Origin of the sequence: Kribbella sp. VKM Ac-2569 (genome assembly GCF_004216905.1) — a bacterium.
Taxonomy (GTDB): Bacteria; Actinomycetota; Actinomycetes; order Propionibacteriales; family Kribbellaceae; genus Kribbella.
This window is the reverse complement of the sequence record NZ_SGXJ01000001.1, coordinates 1,413,156-1,433,337: the sequence shown is the minus strand read 5'-3', so window position 1 is coordinate 1,433,337 and position 20,182 is coordinate 1,413,156. Positions and strand designations below refer to the sequence as shown.

Below are 20,182 nucleotides of genomic sequence, written 5' to 3'. Positions count from 1 at the left end.
GGGAACGCCATGAACCTACTCGAGCTCCACGATCTCAAGACGTACTTCTTCTCCGACGAAGGTGTGGTCAAGGCGGTCGACGGCGTCAGCCTGACCGTCGGCGAACGCGAGATCGTCGGCGTGATCGGCGAGTCCGGCTGCGGCAAGAGCACCATGGCTCACTCGCTGCTGCGCCTCGTCGTGCCACCGGGAGAGATCGTCCAGGGCAGCGCGGTCCTGACCCGCAAGGACGGCACAGTGACCGATGTCTTCGCCCATGAGCCGGACTCCGCCGAACTGCGCTCGATCCGCGGCAACGAGATCTCGATGATCTTCCAGGAGCCGATGACAAGCTTCTCCCCGGTCCACACGATCGGCTCCCAGATCGGTGAGATGATCTCGCTGCACACCGACCTCAAGCCTTCCGAGATCCGCGAACGGGTCCTCGAACTGCTCGCCAGGGTAGGGATCTCCAGTCCCGAACAGCGCTACGACGAATACCCTCACCAGTTGTCCGGCGGCATGCGGCAGCGCGCCATGATCGCGATGGCGCTCGGCTGCAGACCCCGGATCGTCGTCGCCGACGAACCGACGACCGCGCTCGACGTCACCATCCAGGCGCAGATCCTGGAGCTGATGAAGTCCCTCCAGGAGCAGGAGGAGATGTCGGCGATCTACATCACCCACAACCTCGGCGTCGTGGCGGAGTACGTCGACCGCGTCTACGTCATGTACCTGGGCCGAGTGGTGGAGAGCGCGAGTACGGAGCAACTGTTCGGGAAGCCGCTCCACCCCTACACCCAGAAACTTCTCAGGTCGATCCCGCGCCCCGGGAAACGCGTCGACAAGCTGGACGTCATCGAAGGCTCGGTCCCCACCCCGATCGGACTGCCACCGCAATGTGGCTTCGTTTCGCGCTGTCCCAGCGCGCTCGAAGGAATCTGCGACGGCGCCGTTCCCGCAATGACCGAGGTGGAGGAAGGCCACTTCGTCAGATGCTTCCTCTACGACGAGCAACAGGAGCCGAAGGATGAGTGGGCCGATGTCTGAGGGATCCGTTGACCCCAGAGTGCTCGCGGTCGACGAGCTCACCAAGTTCTTCCCGGTCCGCAAAGGTCTGTGGCGCCGGCAGTCCACGGTGGTTCGCGCAGTGGACCGGGTGAGCCTGCACGTCGACAAAGGCGAGACGCTGGCTTTGGTAGGGGAGTCCGGCTCCGGAAAGACGACGCTGGGCAGGATGATCGTCCGCGCGATCGAGCCGACCAGCGGCCAGGTCAGGCTTCGCGGCGACGACGACACCTGGCTGGACTTGACCGCGGCCCACGGCGAACAGCTCAGGGCGGCGAGACGAACGTTCCACATGATCTTCCAGGACCCCTATTCCTCGCTCGATCCCCGGATGACCGTCCAGGACATCGTGCTCGAGCCACTGCTCTACAACCATCTGGCACGAGGCGCCGAGGCCCGCCGTCGAGTCCTGGAGACTCTGGAGCTCGTCGGACTGAGTGCTCGGCACCTGCACCGCTACCCGCACGCGTTCAGTGGTGGCCAACGGCAACGGATCGGCATCGCCCGCTCCTTGGTCTGCAATCCGCGGCTGATCGTGTGCGACGAGGCCGTCTCCGCGCTCGACGTCTCGATCCAGGCGCAGATCCTCAACCTGCTGAAGGACCTACAGTCCCGGCTGGGTATCTCCTATCTGTTCATCGCCCACGACTTGGCCGTCGTCGAACACATCGCTCAACGGGTGGCGGTCATGTACGTCGGCCAGCTCGTCGAACAAGCACCGACCGATGAGCTGTTCAGCCGGCCAAGGCACCCATACACAGAGGCACTGCTGTCCGCGGCGCCAATTCCCGAACCGAGCCGGCACCGCGAACGGATCGTGCTGCGTGGAGAGGTCGCCAGCCCGTCCGCACCACCGAGCGGCTGCTACTTCCACCCCCGCTGCGCCTACGCGATCGACCGGTGCCGAGTCGAAGCACCCGTATGGCGTGAGATAGCACCGGCCCACCACGTGGCATGCCACCGCGCCGACGAACTGACCCTGACCAGCGGATGGATCGACACCGACCCCACCGCCACGAAGGTGCCAGTCTGACCGAGGGTATTTATCCCATGATTGCTCGGGTCGTAGCGCTCATTGCGGGGATGGTCCATACTGAAACAGGCATCGAAGTGGGAGAAAGATCCCATCTATCGCCGATTCTCGCGGCGCCCACCACCCTGAGTGGGTGGACGGCCACATCCCATCACTGACGAGGAGCAAGACAGTGCCGGATCCTGTTGCCGACAGGCTGCGGACGGTCGTTGGGTCGGGCGGGCAGACGAAGCTGACGGACGGACCGGCCAAGGATCGATGGCTGCTGAACACGCGCTACCTACGGAGTCTCAGCGCCGACAACCTGCTGCGGCCGTACCGTGCGGAGGCCGGCATGTGGAGCTACTCCGGGTCGTGGGGTACGACGATTGGCGCGGCAGCCACCGACGGGCCGGAGGACTGGCACTGGGGATGGGAGTCGATCACCTGCGAGCTGCGTGGCCACATCCTCGGACATTGGCTGTCGGCAGCGGCTCGGATCGGCCACCAGGACCCTGAGGTGGCCGCGCGAGCATCCTCGATCGTCGCCGAGCTCGCTGCGTGCCAGCGCGCCAACGGCGGCCGATGGGCTGCGTCCATCCCACCGGCGTACTTCGAACGGCTGGTCGCGGGCAAGCCGGTGTGGGCACCGCAGTACGTCGTCCACAAAACGCTGATGGGATTGCTCGATCAGTACCGGATCGCCGGCAGCGAAGAGGCCCTCAGCGTGGTGTCGGCCTTCGCCGGATGGTTCCACGACTGGAGCGGGAAGCTGTCGCGAGAGCAGCTGGACGACGTACTCGACCAGGAGACGGGTGGGATGCTCGAGGTCTGGGCGGACCTCCTCGCGTTCACCGGCGACCAGCGCGCCGCCGATCTCGTCGACCGGTACGACCGTCCGCGGTTCTTCGAGCCGCTGCTCGCCGGCGTCGATGTGCTGACCAACAAGCATGCGAACACCCAGATCGCAGAGATCTTGGGCGCCGCGCGGGCGTGGGAGGTCACTGGCGTGCAGCGCTGGCGCGACATCGTCGAAGCCTTCTGGGACGCCGCGGTGGAGACGCGTGGAACCTACTGCACGAGCGGCAGCAGCTGCGGTGAGGTCTGGCAGCCGCCCGGTGAACAGTCCGCGCGTCTCCATGCGGTGCAGGAGCATTGCCTTGTCTACAACCTGATGCGACTCGCCGCCGTCTTGTTCCGTTGGACCGGCGATCACCGGTACGCCGACTACTGGGAGCGCAACCTGCTCAACGGCATCTGGGCGCAGCAGCACCCCGATACCGGAATGCCGGCGTACTTCCTGCCCTTGGCAGCCGGAAGCCGCAAGCAGTGGGGCCGGCCGGCCGAGGACTTCTGGTGCTGCCACGGAACGTTGCTCCAGGCACACGCCTCGATCGACGAGGCCGCGCTGTACGTCGACGGCACCGGGATCTCGATCAGCCAGTACCTGAACTCGGTCACGACGTGGCCCGATCTGTTCGGCGGAAGTGTGCAGCTCACCATCGCAGCCGACCCCGAGGAAGGGGTCGTCCTCGGGCAACGACAGACCCTCCACGGTGCCGCCGGAATCCAGGAACTGCTGTCACGGCCGCTACCGCCACGGCGGCCGAACCACCGCGTCTACGTTGTCGACGTTGACTGCGATCGGCCGTCGAGGTTCGAGATCAGGCTTCGGGTTCCATCGTGGGTACTCGGGGCACCGATGCTCGAGATCGAGGGCAAGTCGGTGCCGGTGGCTGTGGACGACGGCTGGATTGTCGCCTCAGAGGTCTGGAGCAACCAGCGTCTTCGGCTGACCGTGTCGTCAGGGTTGAGCACAGTGCCGCTGGCGGATCGACCCGATACGGTCGCGGTGCTCGACGGCCCAGTGGTCCTTGCCGGTCTGACGAGCCAAGAGTCCATCCTGTACGGCGAACCGGACGAGCCGGCGAGTTTCCTCACACCCGACCAGGAACGACACCACAGTTGGTGGCGGACGGGAACCTACCGAACCATCGGTCAGCCCACAGGCATCCGATTCGTTCCCCTCGCCGAAATCCGCGACGAACCGTACACCGTCTACTTCCCCCTGCACGCCCAAAGAGCCACTGATCGGGAGATGCCTTGATGACCGACGTTCGACTGGCGTACGGCGACAGCGGGTTGCGACTGGCAGTAGACCCGGAAGCGACGACGATTGTCGAACCCGTGCACAGTGTCGCGGCTGCCGACCAGATGAAGGCCCTTCGCGCGGCGCTGCGGGAGCCCGTGGCAGGACCGCCGCTGCGTGAGCGGGTTCGCCCAGGGCAATCGGTCGCCATCTCCGCCTGCGACGGTACCCGGCCACAGCCGCGGCAGTTGATGATCCCTGCCATCATCGAGGAGCTGGATGGAATCGTGGCCCCAGGTGACATCGTGGTCCTGGTTGCTACCGGCACCCATCGCGGAAACACGGAAGCCGAACTCCGGCTCATGTTCGGCGACGATGTCGTCGAATCCGTGCGGGTCGTGAACCATGACGGCCGGGACTCGTCACAGCTGGTCTGGCGCGGCACGCACGGCAACGGCGTACCGGTGTGGCTGAACCGGGAGTGGACCGAGGCGGACGTAAGGATCACCACCGGTTTCGTCGAGCCGCACTTCTTCGCGGGCTTCTCCGGAGGTCCGAAGCTGGTGGCGCCCGGCCTCGCCGGCTTGGAGACGGTCCTCGTCCTGCACGACGCGTCGAGGATCGGTGACTCGAGGGCGACCTGGGGTGTCACGAAGGGCAACCCGGTTCACGACGACGTACGAGCCATCTCCGAGGCGACCGGAGTGACGTTCGCGCTGGACGTCGTACTGAATCGGGACAAGGACATCGTCGCGGCGTTCGGTGGTGATCTGCTGCCGATGCACGCGGCCGCGGCGTCCTTCGCGCGCCACATCGCGATGCGGCCCGTCGACAGACGGTTCGACGTCGTCGTGACCACGAACTCCGGGTTCCCGCTCGACCAGAACCTGTACCAATCCGTCAAGGGCATGTCGGCCGCCTATCAAGTCGTCCGGCCGGGTGGAACGATCATCTGTGCGGCGGAGTGCCGTGACGGCTTCCCGGACCATGGTCTGTACCGCAAGACGCTCGAGTCGGCCGGCTCACCACAAGCGCTGCTGGCTGAGATCGCGTCCCGGTCGGTCACCGTTCCCGATCAATGGCAGATACAGATCCAGGCCAAGATCCAGTCGGCGAACCGAGTCGTCATGCACACCGGATTCCTGAGCGACGCGGACCTCGCCGCCGTCCAGCTCGAGCAGACGCACGACATCTCGGCAACCGCCGCCGAGGCCCTCGCGGCCGCCGGCCCGGGCGCGACGATGTGCGTCCTCCCGGAAGGACCACAAACCATTCCGTACCTGGCACGAGAGCACTAGCCACCCGTATTGCGGCGTCAGAAGGCTGAGGCGACCGGGATGACGTCCGAGCCGATGCGTTCCAGTACGTCGAGGCGTGGGACCTGGGGGACCATGCCGATGGCGGCGCTGAAGCCTAGGCCGTGGAGGCGGCCGAGTTCGTCGATGAGTTCGCTGGTCTTCTCGCCGTTCTCGCCGGTGTCGATCAGGTGGTAGACGGTCTTGGTGATGTCGTCGTAGTCGCGGCCCTCGTTCTCGCAGTGCTGTTTGAGGACGTCGAGTTTGTGTTCGAGATCTGGGGTGTTGAACACGTTGCACGCCTGTGCGTACTTGGCCACCAGGCGCAGCGTCTTCTTCTCGCCACCACCGCCGACCATGATCGGCGGATGCGGCTTGCTGAGCGCTTGCGGGACGTTCATCAGCCGTTCGGCCTGGTAGTGCTGCCCGTTGAACGGACCGTCGTTGTCGGACCACATCTGCAGCAGGTACTGGAGCGTCTCCTCCAGCCGCTCGAATCGCTCCGCGACCGGCGGGAACGGGAAGCCGAGACCACGCGATTCCTCCTCGTTCCAGCCGGCGCCGAGCCCGATCATGGCGCGGCCGCCGGACAGCACGTCGAGCGTGGTCATCGCTTTCGCGAGCAGGGCCGGATGCCGGTAGTGCACGCCGGTGATGACGGTGAGCAGTTTGGCGCGTTCGGTGTGAGCGGCCAGGAATCCGAGCGTCGTGTACGCCTCCAGCATGTCGTGCTCTGCCGGCCCCACACCACGGATCTGGAAGAAGTGATCCATCACCGCCACGTAGCCGAAGCCGGCCTGGTCGGCCGTGCGGGCGACTGCCGCGAGCTCAGGCCCGAGGGCGGTCGCACCGTTCGGCCAGGTGAAGTCAGGAATCTGCAGACCGAGTTCCATCCGGTGTGTCCTTCCGATGAGCCACCGAGCTGATGTTGTCTCCACCTAACACCCGCACCGAACCTCGTTCAAACGACGGCCCGCCCCACCAGGCACGGAGAGCAAACGACATCGCGCAGAAGTCTTTCGGACTCAGCTCCATCCGATCAGTTGGAGTGAGCGTTTTCTGTTGCCGGTGAAGTGCCGGACCTAGCGTCGTCCCGAAATCTCGCACTCGCGAATTGAGGGATCTATGTCCGAGCCACTCGCCGATGTCCGCCTGCGCGACTTTGCTCCGGTGTCGATGATGACCGCCCAGACAACGCACGTGACCGAGCCCGCCGCTCCGATCGTCGACGTACACAATCACCTCGGCCGCCGGCTGACCGGAGTCTGGCGAGCGCCGGACCCGGACGCGTTGATCGCGATGATGGACGCCGCCGGCGTCGCGACCATCGTGAACCTCGACGGTGAGTGGACCGACGAGCTCGAGGCAAACCTCGAGCGCTACGACCGTAAGTACCCCGGGCGGTTCGTCACGTTCGCACGGGTGGACTGGAACGACACGTCCACACCCGGCTGGGGTGACCGGATGGCCGCCTCACTGGCCGACTCGGTACGCCGTGGAGCCGCCGGGCTCAAGCTCTGGAAGGACATCGGGCTCCGCGTACGCGATGAGCGGGACGAGCTGATCTTCCTCGACGACGAGCGGCTGGAGCCGTTGTGGGACGCACTCGCCGAGACCGGTGTCCCCGCGCTGATCCACACCGCCGATCCGGCGGCGTTCTTCCAGCCGCTCGATGCCAACAACGAAAGGCTCGAGGAGCTGCTGCGGCATCCCGACTGGCACTTCTACGGACCCGAGTTCCCGCCGTTGCAGCGCCTCCTGGACGCGTTCGAGGCCGTCGTCGCTGCGCACCCGCGGGTGCGGTTCATCGGTGCCCACGTCGGCTGCCTGGCGGAGAACCTCGACTGGGTTGAGCAGATGCTCGACCGGTACCCGAACTACCGCGTCGACATCGCCGCGCGGCTCGCCGAGCTCGGCCGGCAACCGCGACGTACCAGGGCACTCATCGAGCATCACCCGGACCGGGTCCTGCTTGGCACAGACTGCGCGCCGCCGGAAGCCGCCGACTACCAGCTGTACCTGCGTTTCCTGGCGAGCTGCGACGAAGCCTTTGCCTACTCGACGGAGCAACCACCGCCGACCGGCCGCTGGACGATCTCGGGCCTCGGCCTGCCTGACGACCTGGCCGCGCGGGTCGAGGGCGACAACGCCCGTGCCTTCATCCCGTCCCTCGCGGTGAGGACGAACGATGGCTGACTATGACCTGATCATCATCGGCGGCGGCATCGTCGGAGCGAGTGCCGCCCTGGCCGGCGTCCGCAAAGGCGCGCGGGTCGTGCTGATCGATGCCGGACTGGCAGGTCGTGCGACCGACGCGGGAGCGGGCATCGTGTCGCCGGTCGCACTCGACCGCGGCGAGCAACGTCCCGAGTGGACGGCGCTCATCACCGAATGCGTCGGCTACTACGAGAGCCTTCTGGCCGAGCTGGACGCGGTCGACCCAGCCGGCGCCGGGTCGGCGACGTACGAGCAGGTCGGTGAACTGGTCGTTGCCGGCGACGATCCAGGTGAGCAGGCAGCGCTCGACGTTGTTGCCGAGCGCCTCTCTACCCCGGAGGGTCGCCGGGCCCACGGCGTCACCAAACCGGTGGAGATCGTCGAGGACGTTCGCACGTACTGGCCTGAACTGCGGCGCGACCTTCGCGGCCTGTTCATCACCGAGGTCGGCCGAGTCGTCGGTTCTCGCTTGCACGACCGGTTGCTGACAGCGGCGCGCCGGCGGGCACATGCGCAGTCTGATGGCGCAGTACTGGAGATCATTCCCGGTGCCGGGATCTTGGATGCGGGGTCCCCGCGGGTCCGCGTCGGGCACCGCGTGCTCGACGGCCGAGCCGTTCTGTTCGCGACCGGTGCCTGGGCGACAGCAGACCTCGTCCCGTACGGCGTCCAGATCCCGGTCCGGCCGATCCGCGGCCAGCTCGTGCACCTGCGTCTCGACGGTCAGCAAACCGGCATGCGACCAGTGGTGAACACCCCGGGCGCCGGCTACCTGCTCGGATTCGACGACCGCATCGTTGCGGGGGCGACGCACGAGGACGTCGGATTCGATGCGCGCGTCACCGCCGGCGGCCAGCACGCCGTACTGCAAGCCGCTCTCGACCTGGCGCCTGGCCTGTCCGCCGCCACCGTGCTGGAGACCAGAGTCGGCCTCCGGCCCGCGACCAGCGACGGCCTGCCCCTGGTCGGAGCGGTGGCGCCGGCGGTCCATGTCGCGACCGGGCTCGGTGCGTGGGGGCTGACCCTCGGCCCTCTGCTCGGCGAGCTCGCGGCGCGGCACGCGCTCGGCGAACAACTACCGGAACGGCTCGACTTCCTCAGCCCCGGCCGTCCCCTCACGAAGGAGTCCGCATGAACACGGTACGACGAATTCGCCGGCGCCTGCTGAGCTTGTTGCTGGTGGCACCTTTGGTCGCCGCGGCGGCCTGCTCGGGCAACTCCGGGTCGGGTGGCGACGACGAGCACGTCACGCTCACCTACGCCATCTGGGACCAGGCCCAGGCCGCCGCGATGAAGCAGATCATCCAGGAGTTCCACGGCAAGCACCCGAACATCGACGTACAGGTTCAGGTGACGCCCTGGGAGAGCTACTGGACGAAGCTCCAGACCAGCGTCACCGCCGGCACCGGACCGGATCTGTTCTGGATGACGATGGTGTACGCGAAGTACTACGCCGCCGGCGGCGGCATCGCACCGCTCGACGACCAGATCAAGAAGTCGAAGCTCGACATGAGCGCGTACGTGCCCGCGGTCACCAAGGCGTACACGTTCGGCGGCAAGGTGTACGGCGTACCGAAAGACGTCAACGGGTTCGGACTCTGCTACAACAAGCTGCTCTTCGACGCCGCGAAGCTGAAGCACCCGGACGATTCCTGGACCTGGAACGACGTGGTCGCGGCGGCGCAGAAGCTGACCGACCCGCAGAAGGGCGTCTACGGATTCGTCGCTCCCGAGGCCGACGAGCTGAGTTGGTACCTGACCGTTCCCCAGGTCGGCGGCCAGGTGATCTCGCCCGACAGCACGAGCTCCGGTTACGACCAGGACGCGACGATCAAGGGCATCCAGTTCTGGACCGACATGATCACCAAGTACCACGTCTCACCGACGTTGCAGCAGACGACCGACACCGATCCGCTCGCGATGCTCACCTCGGGGAAGGTCGCGATGCGGTACTGCGGTTCATGGGAGCCCGAGGAGATCGCCGCCGTGCCGTACGGCAAGGCCAACATCGGGATCGCACCACTGCCGGCCGGACCCGACGGGAACCGGAACTACTACAGCAACGGCCTCGCGAACAGCATGTCCGCCAAGACGAAGCACCCCGACCAGGCGTGGGAGTTCCTGCAGTTCCTCGGGTCCGACCGCGCCGCCGAGATCCAGGCGAAGACCGGCACGGTGATCCCGGCGTACCAGGGCCACGCCGACGCTTACGCCAAGGCGATGCCGGAGTTCGACCTGCAGGTCTTCGTCGACCACCTGAAGTACGCGCAGCCGTTCCCGGCGTCCACCGACACCGCCGCCTGGCGGGACGCGGCCACGAAGCAGTTCGCCGACGCCTGGACCGGCAAGGCACCGGTCGCCGACGTGTCCCGGCGCGTCGCGGAGACGATGAACCAGGCCTTGGCGAAGGAGAAGAAGTGAGCGGCCAAGGCACAGCCACCGTGCCGGCCGACCCGCTCACCGACAAGCCGGCCGGTCAGCGCGCCAGAACGGCAGGCCGGCCGCGACCGCCGACCCGGGACAGTGGCTGGTGGGCAGCGGTACTGCTGCTGCCGGCCGCTGTCGGGCTCCTGGTGTTCGAGATCTGGCCGACCTTCCAGACGATCTACTACTCGTTCACCAGCTGGGGAGCCTTCGGCGGGCACGCGTGGTCCGGGCTGGAGAACTACCGGACGCTGATCGCCGACTCCGACGTCTTCCACGCGATCGTCAACACGGCGATCATCAGCGCGATCTCGCTGCTCGCCGTACCGCTGTCGGCCGTCGTCGCGGCGCTGCTGAGCCTGCCCGGCATGCGCGGGGTCACGATCTACCGGACGCTGTACTTCCTGCCCGTGGTCACCCTCCCGGCGGCGGTGGCGCTGACCTGGAAGTACTTGTTCAACGGCGACTACGGCCTGATCAACTGGCTGCTGTCCAAGGTCGGCATCGACGGCCCGCACTGGCTGTCCGATCCGGCCACCGCGATCTTTGCCATCAGCATCGTCGGGGTCTGGGGATCGATCGGGTACAACATGGTGATCTTCCTGTCCGGCATCCGCGGCATCCCGACCGACTACTACGAGGCGGCCGAGCTGGACGGTGCCGGGCGAGTGGCGCAGTTCTTCCACATCACGGTCCCGCTGCTCACGCCGTCGATCTTCTTCGTCACCGTGATCACGGTGATCAACTCGTTGCAGGCCTTCGATCTCGTGTATCTGATGGTGGGTCAGACGAGTCCCGCGATCACCAGGACAGAGACCCTGGTCTACCTCTTCTACCAACGTGGGTTCGCCGAGCACGACGGCGGCTATGCGGCCGCGATCGGCGTACTGCTGCTCCTCGCGACCCTGATCCTTACCGCGGCCCAGTTCCGGCTGCAGCGGAGGTGGGTCCACTATGGCTGAGTCGGCCAAGCGGCGCTTCAGGCACCCGATCGCACACCTGGTCCTGTGCATCGGCGCGATCTTCATGGTCGGCCCGTTCCTCTGGCAGCTCTCGACCTCGCTGCAGACCTTCGGTGAGTCGGTCAGCGTGCCTCCGACGTTCGTACCGACCTCGCCGCAGTGGTCGAACCTGTCGACCGTCTTCGGCGCCTTGCCGTTCGGCCGCGAGCTGCTCAACACCACCGTCATGACGATCGCGCGGACCGTCGGTCAGGTCCTGTTCAGTGCCCTCGCGGGTTTCGCGTTCGCCCGGATGCAGTTCCGCGGGCGCGGCGTGCTCTTCGCGATCTTCCTCTCGGTGACGATGGTTCCGTACCAGGTGTTCCTGCTGCCGCAGTACCAGATCATGCAGAAGCTTGGGCTGCTGAACACACTGGTCGCGCTGTTCCTGCCCGGCATGTTCAGTGCCTTCGGCACCTTCCTGATGCGGCAGTTCTTCCGGCAGCTGCCGATGGAGATCGAGGAGGCGGCGCGGATCGACGGTGCGAACATCTTCCAGATCTTCTCGCGGATCATGCTGCCGATGGCGGCACCCGGCATGATCGCGCTCGGCGTTCTGGTCGTCATCTGGTCCTGGAACGACCTGCTCTGGCCACTCGTGGTGAACTCGGATCCCCGGCAGATGCCGGTCTCTGCCGGGTTGGCCAGCTTGCAGGGGCAGTACACCACGAACTTCCCGGTGCTGATGGCCGGCTCCCTCGTGGCGAGCCTGCCCGTCATCGTCGTGTTCGTCGTCTTCCAGCGACAGTTGATGAGCGGTATCGCGTTCTCCGGGGTGAAGGGCTGACTCAGCGGGGGACCCGGGCCAGCCGCACCCTGACACCCAGCTCCTTCAGCCCGGCGAGCTCACGCGGGTCCGCCGACGCATCGGTGACCAAAATGTCGATGGCCGATGCGTCGGCGACCTTCGCCACGGTGGCCCGACCGATCTTCGACCCGTCCGCGACCACCATCAGCCGGTGTGCGTGCGACACCATGGCGTGGTTGGTGCGCGCCTCGGTCGGGTCGTGGGTGGTCACACCGTGGGCAACACTCACACCGTCGGCGCCGAGGATGGCCACGTGCACGCTGATCCCGTTGAAGGCGCTCTCGGCCAGGCTGCCGACGAGTTCGAACGAGTTCGCCCGGATCACGCCACCAGTCATGATCACCTGAAGATTCGGCCGGGCGGCGACCGCAGCCGCGGTCGTCAGCGCGTTCGTCACGATCGTCAGCCGTCGCCGGGTGCCGAGCTCACGAGCGACCTCGGCGGCCGTCGAGCCACCGCCGATCGCCACCGCCAGCGGCCGGTTGGACGGCAGCAGCGCGGCGGCCGTGACGCCGATGGCGTGCTTGGCTCGCGGCCTCTTGGTGTCCCGCAGCCGGACGGGGAGCTCCGGACCGGTGGCCGGCCGGGCACCGCCGTGTGTCCTGCTGATCAGGCCCTGCTCCTCGAGGTGGGTCATGTCGCGGCGCAGCGTCGCGGACGACACACGAAGCTCACGGCACAAGCAATCGACAGACATCAGGCCGCGCTCACCCAGCAGGTCGAGAATCTCCACCAGCCGCTGAGCGCGCCGCGGCGACGTTTGCCAAGAGCGCACGGCAGAGGGCGTTGCCGTACCCATGACGATCACCTCACTCGAGTGGTCTCCTGACTGCGACGAAGTGTTTCCTGGGCCGTCGGGCTCAGCGGTTCACCAGTCAGGGCCGCCGCGTAGAGGGCTGCGCCGACAACCGGGCTGTACTGCGGTTCGCGTAGCTCGTAGGTGCTGCCTGCGAGCCGTGCTGTGAACGCCTGCAGCACCTCGGGCGCTGTGAGTACGCCGCCCGAGTACGACACCGGCACCGTTCCCGTGAAGGCCAGACGGGTGCGGGTGGTCTCCACCAGCCGGACAAGCTCGGCGGCTGCATCATCGAGGATCTGGCCGGCCGCGGTGTCCCCGAGTCGTGCAGCCTGTACGACGACTCGCGACAACGCAGCCACCTTCCGCCGACTTTGACGCCAGCGATTGAGCACCACGTCGATCAGGTCGAGATCGGCGGCGAGATCGAGGTGCTCCCGGAGTACGGCGAGGAGCGGACCGGGCGCCAGCCGCCCGTCGCTCATCTGCGCGAACGCCTGCAGCCCGCGCACACCGATCCAGTAGCCCGAGCCTTCGTCGCCGAACAGTTCTCCCCAACCGCCGACGCGGACGCCGACGTCTCCCGAACGCCCGTACGTCATCGACCCGGTCCCGCTGATCACGTTGATCCCGTCGGCGAGTCCGAGCGAGCCTGCCCAGCCGCAGACCATGTCGTTGTCGCAGCGATACCGGTCGTGCTGGAGCGAGGCGCGTGGGGCCGCGTCCAGCACCGGTACGTCGGCGCTCACCTCGCCGTACGCCGGAAGTCCGAAGAAGGCCGACGTGATGGCGGCGGGCCCGATGCCGGCCGACGTACAGATCTCGGCGACGGCATCGGCCAGGACGCGCTCCACCAGGGAGACGCCCTCCTCGCAGCCGGCGTCGAGGTAGTAGCAGCTCGGCGCGCGGGTCTCGGCCAGGACCTCGCCGGCGGCACTGACCAGGCACAACGCCGTACCCGAGCCGCCGCCGTCGACTCCGAGGTAGATGTTCACGGCTGCAGCGGGTGGATGGTCACGCCCTGGACGACGCGGTTCACCTCGCCGTCAGGGAACGGGTTGTCGGGTGTCCGGCCGAGAGCCACCGAGAAGCGGAGTGCGAGCAACTGCGCGATCACGACGTACGGCAGAGCGAGTACTGCGTCGCTTACGTCGGCCACGCCGTCGATCTGCAGGACGGTGTCCCGGTCGCTCGGTTGGGCGTCGACGACCAGCACGTTGCCGGCGCCGATCGCGGTGCGGAGCTCGCTCGCGATGTCCTGGTCGTACTGCCGGGTGTAGGGATCGTTGGACAGGTAGACGACCGCGAGGGTGCGCTCCTCCAGCACCGCCTTCGGACCGTGCCGGAAGCCGAGCGGGGTGTCGTAGTAGCTGACGATCTTCCCGGCGGTGAGCTCGAGAAGCTTCAGGGCCGACTCGCGGGCGAGACCTGCCAGCGCGCCACTGCCGAGATAGACGATCCGGTCGTAGCGGCGGGTGGTGTACGTCGTCAGTTCGCCGGCGCGGGCGAGGATCTGTTCGGCGGTGGCGGCGAGCCGGTCGGCGAGCACGAGATCCGGATCGGGCGACAGCACCAACCAGGCGGTCAGCAGCATCGAGGTGAAGCTCGACGTCATGGCGAAACCCCGGTCATTGGTTGCCGGAGGCATCAACAGCACGAGCGACGACGGGTCGTCCGCGTGCGTCCGCGCGAGCTGCCCGTCGGCGTTGCACGTGATGACCAGTTGATGCACCGATCGCAGGCAGGTGGCCGCCAGCTCCGTGGCCGCCACGCTCTCGGGGCTGTCGCCGGATCTGGCGAACGAGACCAGCAGGGTCGGTACGTCCTCGGCGAAGATCTCGCGCGGGCTCGACACGATGTCGGTCGTGGCGATCGCCTCGACCCGGCGGCGCAGGTCTCTCGACAGCGCCGGAGCCAGGATCTGGCCGGCGAACGCCGAGGTGCCGGCACCGGTCAGGACGATCCGCAGGTCCGGCAGTGCGAGCACCGGCCCGAGGAACTCGTTCACCTGGGTCGATCTGGCCGCCAGCATCGCGGCCGCTTCACGCCAGACCGAGGGTTGCTGCAGAACCTCCTGGTGGGTGGTCGTGCCGGTCATGCGGACTTCTCTGCCGAGGCGAAGCGATCGAGCAGCGGACCGTGCGCGTCGATCGCGTCGTCGAGGATGCTGGTGGCAACGGTGAGGCCGTTGACGAGTGGGTCGAGGGCCAGGGCCTGCAGAGCGAGCGCGCGGTCGCCGGTCAGCGCCGCCTGGACGGTGATCTCCTGCTGCTGCGCGCGTGCGGACAGTACGGCGGCGATGCCGTCGGGCAGCGGTCCGACGCCGAGGCCGATGATGCCGGCGGCGCCGACGACCGCCGGCACCTCGACGACGGCTGTCGACGGGAGGTTCGGGATCTTGCCCTCGTTCGGCACGTTGACCGCCAACTCGACGTGGTCCTTGCCGGTGACGATTGCTTCGGCGATTCCCACCAGGCGTTCAGCTTCCTGGTTGTCGGTACGGGGGAGCGGGGCCTTGCCGTCCGCCTGCGCGTGCAGCTGCTCCCACAGGTCGTCCTTCTGGCCGATGTACCGCATCGTCGCGTCTCGACCGCCCTGCAGGCCCCAGGGCAGGTTGGTCTCGTCGGCCGGGCTGCCGTCGGCGGCTCGCAGGTACCCGCCGAAGAACTCGGCGACGTGCCGGTCGCCCGGTGCGGGGTAGCGGCCGAACGTCCTCAGCAGATCTGCCGAGACCGCGAGGTGGACACCTTCCTCGCCGGTCGACGGCGCGTGGATGTCCCCGGCGCGTTCTGCGACGAGACGGCGGAGCTTCGGGTACACGTCCTCGGTGCCACGGCGCAGGTCGAGTAGCCAGCAGAGGTGGTTCAAACCGGCAAAGATCGCGCTGAGCTCGCCGCGGGCGTAGCCCAGGTCGGCGGTCAGCTTGGCGAGGGTGTGCATGGTGCCGTGACACAGGCCGACCGCTTGGAGTTCGGTTTCGGCCGTGATCGCGCGGACGTTCGCGGTGAGTGGGTTCGAGTAGTTGATCAGCTGTGCGTCGGGCGCGAGGTCGGCGACGTCGCGGGCGATCGCCACGAGTTCGGGCACGTGCCGCAACGCGCGCAGTACGCCGCCCGGTCCGACGCTGTCGCCGACGGTCTGGGCGATGCCGTACTTGGCCGGTACCTCGACGTCGGCCCGCCAGCCGGCTGCGGCACCAACGGCGATCGTCGTGGTGACGAACCTTGCGTGCGGCAGGGCCTCCCGCCGGTCGACGTGCGGAACGAACGTGAGGTCGGCGCGGCGCTCCGTCGCGATCCGGCGTCCGACCTTGGCCATGGTCTCCGCGGCCTCGCCGTTCAGATCGACGAGATGAACCGTCCAGCCGTCGAACGTCCGCGACGCCGCGAGGTCGGTCATCAGGCCGGGAGTGAACACGGTGCTGCCGGCGCCGATCAGAACGATGGAGTTGTCGCTCACGGATTTCCCCTTCACTTGGTACTGCCGGCCAGCAGGCCGTTGACGATGTAGCGGTTGAATGCCAGGGCCAGGACCGCGGGGACGACGATCGCGAGGACGCCGGCGGCGTTCAGCAGCGTCGACGGCACCACGTGGCGGCCTTGGAGAGCAGCGATGACGACGGTCAGTGGCTGAGTCGACAGGTCACTGGACAACACGAGCGGGAACAGGAACTGACCCCACGCGAACAGGAACGTGATCAGCGCGGTCGAGATGATGCCCGGCCGGGCCAGCGGCAGCAGCAGGTGCCACAGCACCTGGAGCCGCCGGGCGCCGTCGACGAGTCCGGCCTCCTCGATCCCGTCGGGCAGACTGGCGAAGTAGTTGTGCAGAATCCATGTTGCCAACGGCAAGAATCCGGAGACGTAGACGAGCACGATGCCGGTATAGGTGTTCACCAGACCGAAGGTGCTCATGATCCGGTACAGCGGGATCAGCGTCGTGTACGCCGGGAACGCCATCGTGGCCAGCACCGCGTAGAAGAGAACGTTCCGGCCGCGGAACCGCATCCGGGCGAACGCGTACGCCGCGAGCGTGGCGAGCACCACGGTCACGATGGTCGCCGCGCCGCACTCGACGACGATGTTCACGGCCGACCGCCGGACCTGCGCCGGTATGTCGCTGTCTCCGGAGAGGAGGGTGCTGTAGTTCTGCAGCGTGGCGTTCGTCGGGAGGTAGTGCGCGGGCCGTGCGCGGGCGTCGGTCTCGGTCTGCAGACTGGTCTTGATCGCCCAGTACACCGGTCCGAGCGACCAGATGAGCAGGAGTGCGACCCCGAGGCCGCGCAGGCCGGTACGTCGCTTCGTCATAGTTCGACCCTCCGGTAGACGAGGCGGACGACGACCAGCGAGACGAGCAGGGTGACGATGGTGATCAGCAGGGACAGCGCGTACCCCTTGCCGAAGTCGAGGTCCTGGAAGCTGATGAAGTAGGTCTGCATGGTCACCGAGGCGCCGGTGTTGGCCGCGCCGTTCAGCACGTAGGGCTGGTCGAAGACGTTGAGCGTGGCGATCACTGCCTGCACCATGGTGACCGCGATCCCGGGCCTGGCCAGTGGCAGCGTGATCCGGCGGAACGCGCCCCACGCCGAACACCCGTCGATCTGGGCGGCCTCGTAGAGCTCGCTCGGGATGAGCTGCAGGACGGCCAGTATCAGCAGGACGGACAGCGGCGCGATCTGCCAGACCTGGACCAGCTCGATCAGGGCGATCGTGAGCAGCCGGTTCTGGCCGAGCAGTACGGCGTTGCCGTCACTGAGGTGCAACGATGACAGGACGCTGTTGATCAGGCCCGCGTTCGGATCGAAGATGCCGGTCCAGAGGATGCCCTCGACCACGCCGGGCATGGCCCAGGGCAGGATCAGGATGGCGATCACCAGGCTCCGGCCCCGGAACGGCCGCTGCAGCACCACCGCGGCCGCGATGCCGATCAGGGTGGACAGGGTCACGCCGATCACGACGTACAACGCGGTGTTCCCGAGGCTGCCGATGACGGCGTGGTCCTTGGCGAGCCGGACGAAATTGCCCAGTCCGTCGAACCTGGTCGGCGGGTCCAGGGCATCGACCTTGTAGAAGGACTGCACGATCGTGAACACCGCCGGAACCAGCGCCAGGCAGGCGATGAAGATCATCACCGGCGCGACCAGCAGGTAGGGCAGCAGATCGACGCGGGACCGCCGTACCGGATCGGTGCCAGGCGCCGGTCCGGCCGTCGTGACTTCGGCCGTGGTGGAGGTCACCGTCACGACCCGGACGCCAACTGGTTGGCGGTGTCGCCGATCGTCTTCATCGCCTGCTCGACCGACATCGAGCCGGTGGCCGCGGCGTGCAGGTTGGTGTAGACGGCGTTGGAGAACTTCGGGTACCAGGACGGAGCGCCGCCCTCGAAGACCGGCTTCGATCCCTGCAGCATCGGCACCAGCTCCGCGCCGCCGATCAGGTTGCCCTTCGCGGTCATCTGCTTGACCGCCGACAGGTGCGACGGGATCGGGTACGTCGCGAACGTCTTCTCCGGACCGTTCACGCCGGCGAAGTCGGCCTGCTGCTCGGTGGCGGTGAACCACTCGATGAACTTCGCCGCGGCGTTCGGGTACTTGGCCTGCTTCGGGATCCCGATGCCGTCGGGGTTGCTGAGGTTCGCGGCCGGGCCCGAGGCGCCCGGAGTGGCGATGTACTTCACCTTGCCGACCACCGAGGAAGACTTTTTGATGTTGTACAGCGTGCCGACGTTGCCGGAGTAGTCCGAGAAGGTACTCGCGACCTGGCCCCTGGCCATCAGGTTCTGCATGCCCTGCGAGTCGCTGACGTTGATGTTGCCGGGCGGGACGAGCCCGGACTTCAGCGCGTTCACCATCCAGTCGGCGGCCTTGTAGCCGGCCGAGTCGGGGCTGGTGAACTGCGGCTTGCCGTCCTTGTCGAGGACCGTTCCGCCGAAGGCGCCGGTCGTCTCGTACCAGTAGGTCGACAGTCCTTCCGCCGCGGCGAACGGGATGTTCAGCGGGTGGTCCGCGACGCCCTTGGCCTTGATGGTCTTCAACGCGGACGTGTACTCGTCCATGGTCCGCGGGGCCGGGTTGACGCCGGCTTTCTGGAACAGCTCCGTGTTCACGGTCGTGACCATGAAGGAGGCGTCGTACGGGATGCCGACGACATGCCCGTCGACGGTGAACGAGGCGAGCTGCGGTACGTCGGCCTGCATCGCCTTCGTGTCGACGTAGGAGTCCACCGGGTAGAACCAGCCGAGCTTGCCGAGCTGCCCGACCCGGGACCAGTCGACGTTCGTGGCATCGGCGAAGTACGTCTTCGCGGTGGCTGCCGCCGAGATCTTGTTCTGCAGGCTGTCCCAGTCGATGTTCACCCAGTTGACGGTGATGCCGGTCTGCTGGGTGAACGCGTCCAGCGCCGCCTTCGGCGGGGCGTCCGAGGCGAGTGCGACGGTGATGGTGACGCCGGAGGTCTGGGTCGATCCGCCACTGCTCTGCTTGTTCCCCGATCCGCCGCAGCCCGCGAGGACAAGGGTCAGACTCGCGATTCCGGCCAGCAGTCGTGTGCTCCTCAGCATGCTTGCTCCAAGGGTCTTGCGCGATGCGCAGTTGCGCACTGATCCGTGCGCGAATGTGATGCGAAGTTAGTTCGAAAGAAAACTAACGGTCAAGGATTTCGTATACACGCGCAGGAACTTGAGCAAACGCGCAGTTCGTGCGCATCTTGTACAGTGCCGCTGTGCGGAAGTCGGAGCGGTTGAGCGAGATCCTCGATCAGGTCGGCCGGCAAGGCACGGTGGACGTCGCCGCGCTGGCTGCGGCGCTCGGTGTCTCCGGCGCGACCATTCGCCGCGATCTCCAGGCGCTCAGCCGCAACCAGCTGCTGGTTCGCACCCATGGCGGAGCGGTGTCCAACGAAACGGGCGACGAGAAGCCGACCCGCGTGAAGGCTGCGATGCGGCAGCTGGAGAAGCGCGGCATCGGCAGGGCGGCCGCCGCGCTGGTCGAGGACGGCGCGGTCGTCGGCATGACCGGCGGCACCACCGCCCTCGAGCTGTCCCGCGCCCTGGCCCAGCGGCGCGGGATCACCGTCGTGACGAACGCGATCAACATCGCGTCCGAGCTCGTCGGCCACGCCGGGATCCGGCTCGTCCTGATCGGCGGTATTGCGCGTTCGACCTACGAGCTGGTCGGCCCGGCCGCGGAGGCGATGCTCGCCAAGTACCACCTCGACATCGCCTTCATCGGCGTGGACGGCCTGACGCCGGAAGAAGGCTGCACGACGTACGACGAGATGGAGGCACAGACTGACCTGGCGTTCCTGCGCCGGGCTCGCCGCAGCGTCGTGATCGCCGACAGCTCGAAGATCGGCCGGGTGACCTTCGCCCGCATCAGCCTGCTCTCCGGCGTCACGGACATCATCACCGACCGAGGCGCCCAGCCTGACCAGCTGGACGCCCTCCGCCGAACCGGAGTCCGCGTGACAACGGTCTGAATCCGGCAGGCAGCCGAG

The 20,182-nt window shown here is 67.2% G+C and carries 18 protein-coding genes; 10 read left to right on the top strand and 8 right to left on the bottom strand.

Features of this window, described 5'->3' with window-relative positions; genetic code table 11:
• The first annotated feature begins 9 nt into the window (after positions 1-9).
• The 4 genes from EV649_RS06645 (at position 10) to larA (ending at position 5,446) form a co-directional block, all read left to right on the top strand.
• Positions 10-1,029: an ABC transporter ATP-binding protein gene (locus EV649_RS06645; protein WP_130381504.1), complete on the top strand. Its 1,020-nt coding sequence runs from the start codon at positions 10-12 to the stop codon at positions 1,027-1,029.
• Complete coding sequence (locus EV649_RS06640) at positions 1,022-2,080, top strand: oligopeptide/dipeptide ABC transporter ATP-binding protein (RefSeq protein ID WP_198682336.1); 1,059 nt, start codon at positions 1,022-1,024, stop codon at positions 2,078-2,080. The genes EV649_RS06645 and EV649_RS06640 overlap by 8 nt, the downstream gene beginning before the upstream one ends.
• A 172-nt stretch (positions 2,081-2,252) precedes the next feature.
• Entirely contained in the window at positions 2,253-4,166 is a 1,914-nt protein-coding gene (locus tag EV649_RS06635) for a beta-L-arabinofuranosidase domain-containing protein (RefSeq protein ID WP_198682335.1), read from the top strand.
• A complete protein-coding gene (gene larA / locus EV649_RS06630; RefSeq protein WP_130381501.1) occupies positions 4,166-5,446 on the top strand; it encodes a nickel-dependent lactate racemase in 1,281 nt (426 codons plus the stop codon). Before EV649_RS06635 ends, larA begins: the two co-directional genes overlap by 1 nt.
• Before the next feature lie 17 nt (positions 5,447-5,463).
• Here larA and EV649_RS06625 read toward each other — a convergent pair whose 3' ends face one another.
• Positions 5,464-6,336, bottom strand: coding sequence for an LLM class F420-dependent oxidoreductase (locus EV649_RS06625; RefSeq protein ID WP_130381499.1), 873 nt, complete (start codon positions 6,334-6,336; stop codon positions 5,464-5,466).
• Between the two features lie 232 nt (positions 6,337-6,568).
• On the opposite strand from EV649_RS06625, the gene EV649_RS06620 reads away from it, so the two are divergent.
• From EV649_RS06620 to EV649_RS06600, 5 genes are read left to right on the top strand one after another with little or no spacing between them, the layout of a single operon-like run.
• The gene (locus EV649_RS06620) at positions 6,569-7,639 is read left to right on the top strand and encodes an amidohydrolase family protein (protein ID WP_130381497.1); all 1,071 of its coding nucleotides are present in this window, start codon (positions 6,569-6,571) and stop codon (positions 7,637-7,639) included.
• A complete protein-coding gene (locus EV649_RS06615; RefSeq protein ID WP_130381495.1) occupies positions 7,632-8,795 on the top strand; it encodes an FAD-dependent oxidoreductase in 1,164 nt (387 codons plus the stop codon). The genes EV649_RS06620 and EV649_RS06615 overlap by 8 nt, the downstream gene beginning before the upstream one ends.
• Positions 8,792-10,081, top strand: a complete 1,290-nt coding sequence (locus EV649_RS06610) for a sugar ABC transporter substrate-binding protein (RefSeq protein ID WP_130381493.1) — start codon at positions 8,792-8,794, stop codon at positions 10,079-10,081. The genes EV649_RS06615 and EV649_RS06610 overlap by 4 nt, the downstream gene beginning before the upstream one ends.
• The gene (locus tag EV649_RS06605) at positions 10,078-11,046 is read left to right on the top strand and encodes a sugar ABC transporter permease (protein ID WP_241997795.1); all 969 of its coding nucleotides are present in this window, start codon (positions 10,078-10,080) and stop codon (positions 11,044-11,046) included. Before EV649_RS06610 ends, EV649_RS06605 begins: the two co-directional genes overlap by 4 nt.
• Positions 11,039-11,872, top strand: a complete 834-nt coding sequence (locus EV649_RS06600; RefSeq protein WP_130381491.1) for a carbohydrate ABC transporter permease — start codon at positions 11,039-11,041, stop codon at positions 11,870-11,872. Before EV649_RS06605 ends, EV649_RS06600 begins: the two co-directional genes overlap by 8 nt.
• Position 11,873: 1 nt before the next feature.
• On the opposite strand, the gene EV649_RS06595 is transcribed toward EV649_RS06600, so the two are convergent.
• Genes EV649_RS06595 through EV649_RS06565 form a run of 7 tightly spaced genes read right to left on the bottom strand, consistent with a single transcriptional unit; the run spans position 11,874 to position 19,247 of the window.
• Positions 11,874-12,692 carry a DeoR/GlpR family DNA-binding transcription regulator gene (locus EV649_RS06595; protein WP_130381489.1) on the bottom strand — a complete coding sequence of 273 codons (819 nt, stop codon included), beginning with the start codon at positions 12,690-12,692 and terminating at the stop codon, positions 11,874-11,876.
• Positions 12,693-12,697: 5 nt separating this feature from the next.
• Positions 12,698-13,684: a BadF/BadG/BcrA/BcrD ATPase family protein gene (locus EV649_RS06590; RefSeq protein ID WP_198682334.1), complete on the bottom strand. Its 987-nt coding sequence runs from the start codon at positions 13,682-13,684 to the stop codon at positions 12,698-12,700.
• Complete coding sequence (locus tag EV649_RS06585) at positions 13,681-14,787, bottom strand: SIS domain-containing protein (RefSeq protein WP_130381487.1); 1,107 nt, start codon at positions 14,785-14,787, stop codon at positions 13,681-13,683. The genes EV649_RS06590 and EV649_RS06585 overlap by 4 nt, the downstream gene beginning before the upstream one ends.
• Positions 14,784-16,148, bottom strand: a complete 1,365-nt coding sequence (locus tag EV649_RS06580) for a hypothetical protein (RefSeq protein WP_130381485.1) — start codon at positions 16,146-16,148, stop codon at positions 14,784-14,786. The genes EV649_RS06585 and EV649_RS06580 overlap by 4 nt, the downstream gene beginning before the upstream one ends.
• An 11-nt stretch (positions 16,149-16,159) precedes the next feature.
• On the bottom strand, positions 16,160-16,996 hold the full coding sequence (locus tag EV649_RS06575) for a carbohydrate ABC transporter permease (RefSeq protein WP_130381483.1): 837 nt from the start codon (positions 16,994-16,996) through the stop codon (positions 16,160-16,162).
• Entirely contained in the window at positions 16,993-17,931 is a 939-nt protein-coding gene (locus EV649_RS06570) for a sugar ABC transporter permease (RefSeq protein WP_130381481.1), read from the bottom strand. The genes EV649_RS06575 and EV649_RS06570 overlap by 4 nt, the downstream gene beginning before the upstream one ends.
• Complete coding sequence (locus EV649_RS06565; protein ID WP_130381479.1) at positions 17,928-19,247, bottom strand: sugar ABC transporter substrate-binding protein; 1,320 nt, start codon at positions 19,245-19,247, stop codon at positions 17,928-17,930. Before EV649_RS06565 ends, EV649_RS06570 begins: the two co-directional genes overlap by 4 nt.
• 161 nt (positions 19,248-19,408) lie before the next feature.
• Here EV649_RS06565 and EV649_RS06555 point away from each other — a divergent pair, with 161 nt between their 5' ends.
• Positions 19,409-20,164, top strand: a complete 756-nt coding sequence (locus tag EV649_RS06555) for a DeoR/GlpR family DNA-binding transcription regulator (RefSeq protein ID WP_130381475.1) — start codon at positions 19,409-19,411, stop codon at positions 20,162-20,164.
• Positions 20,165-20,182: the final 18 nt, after the last annotated feature.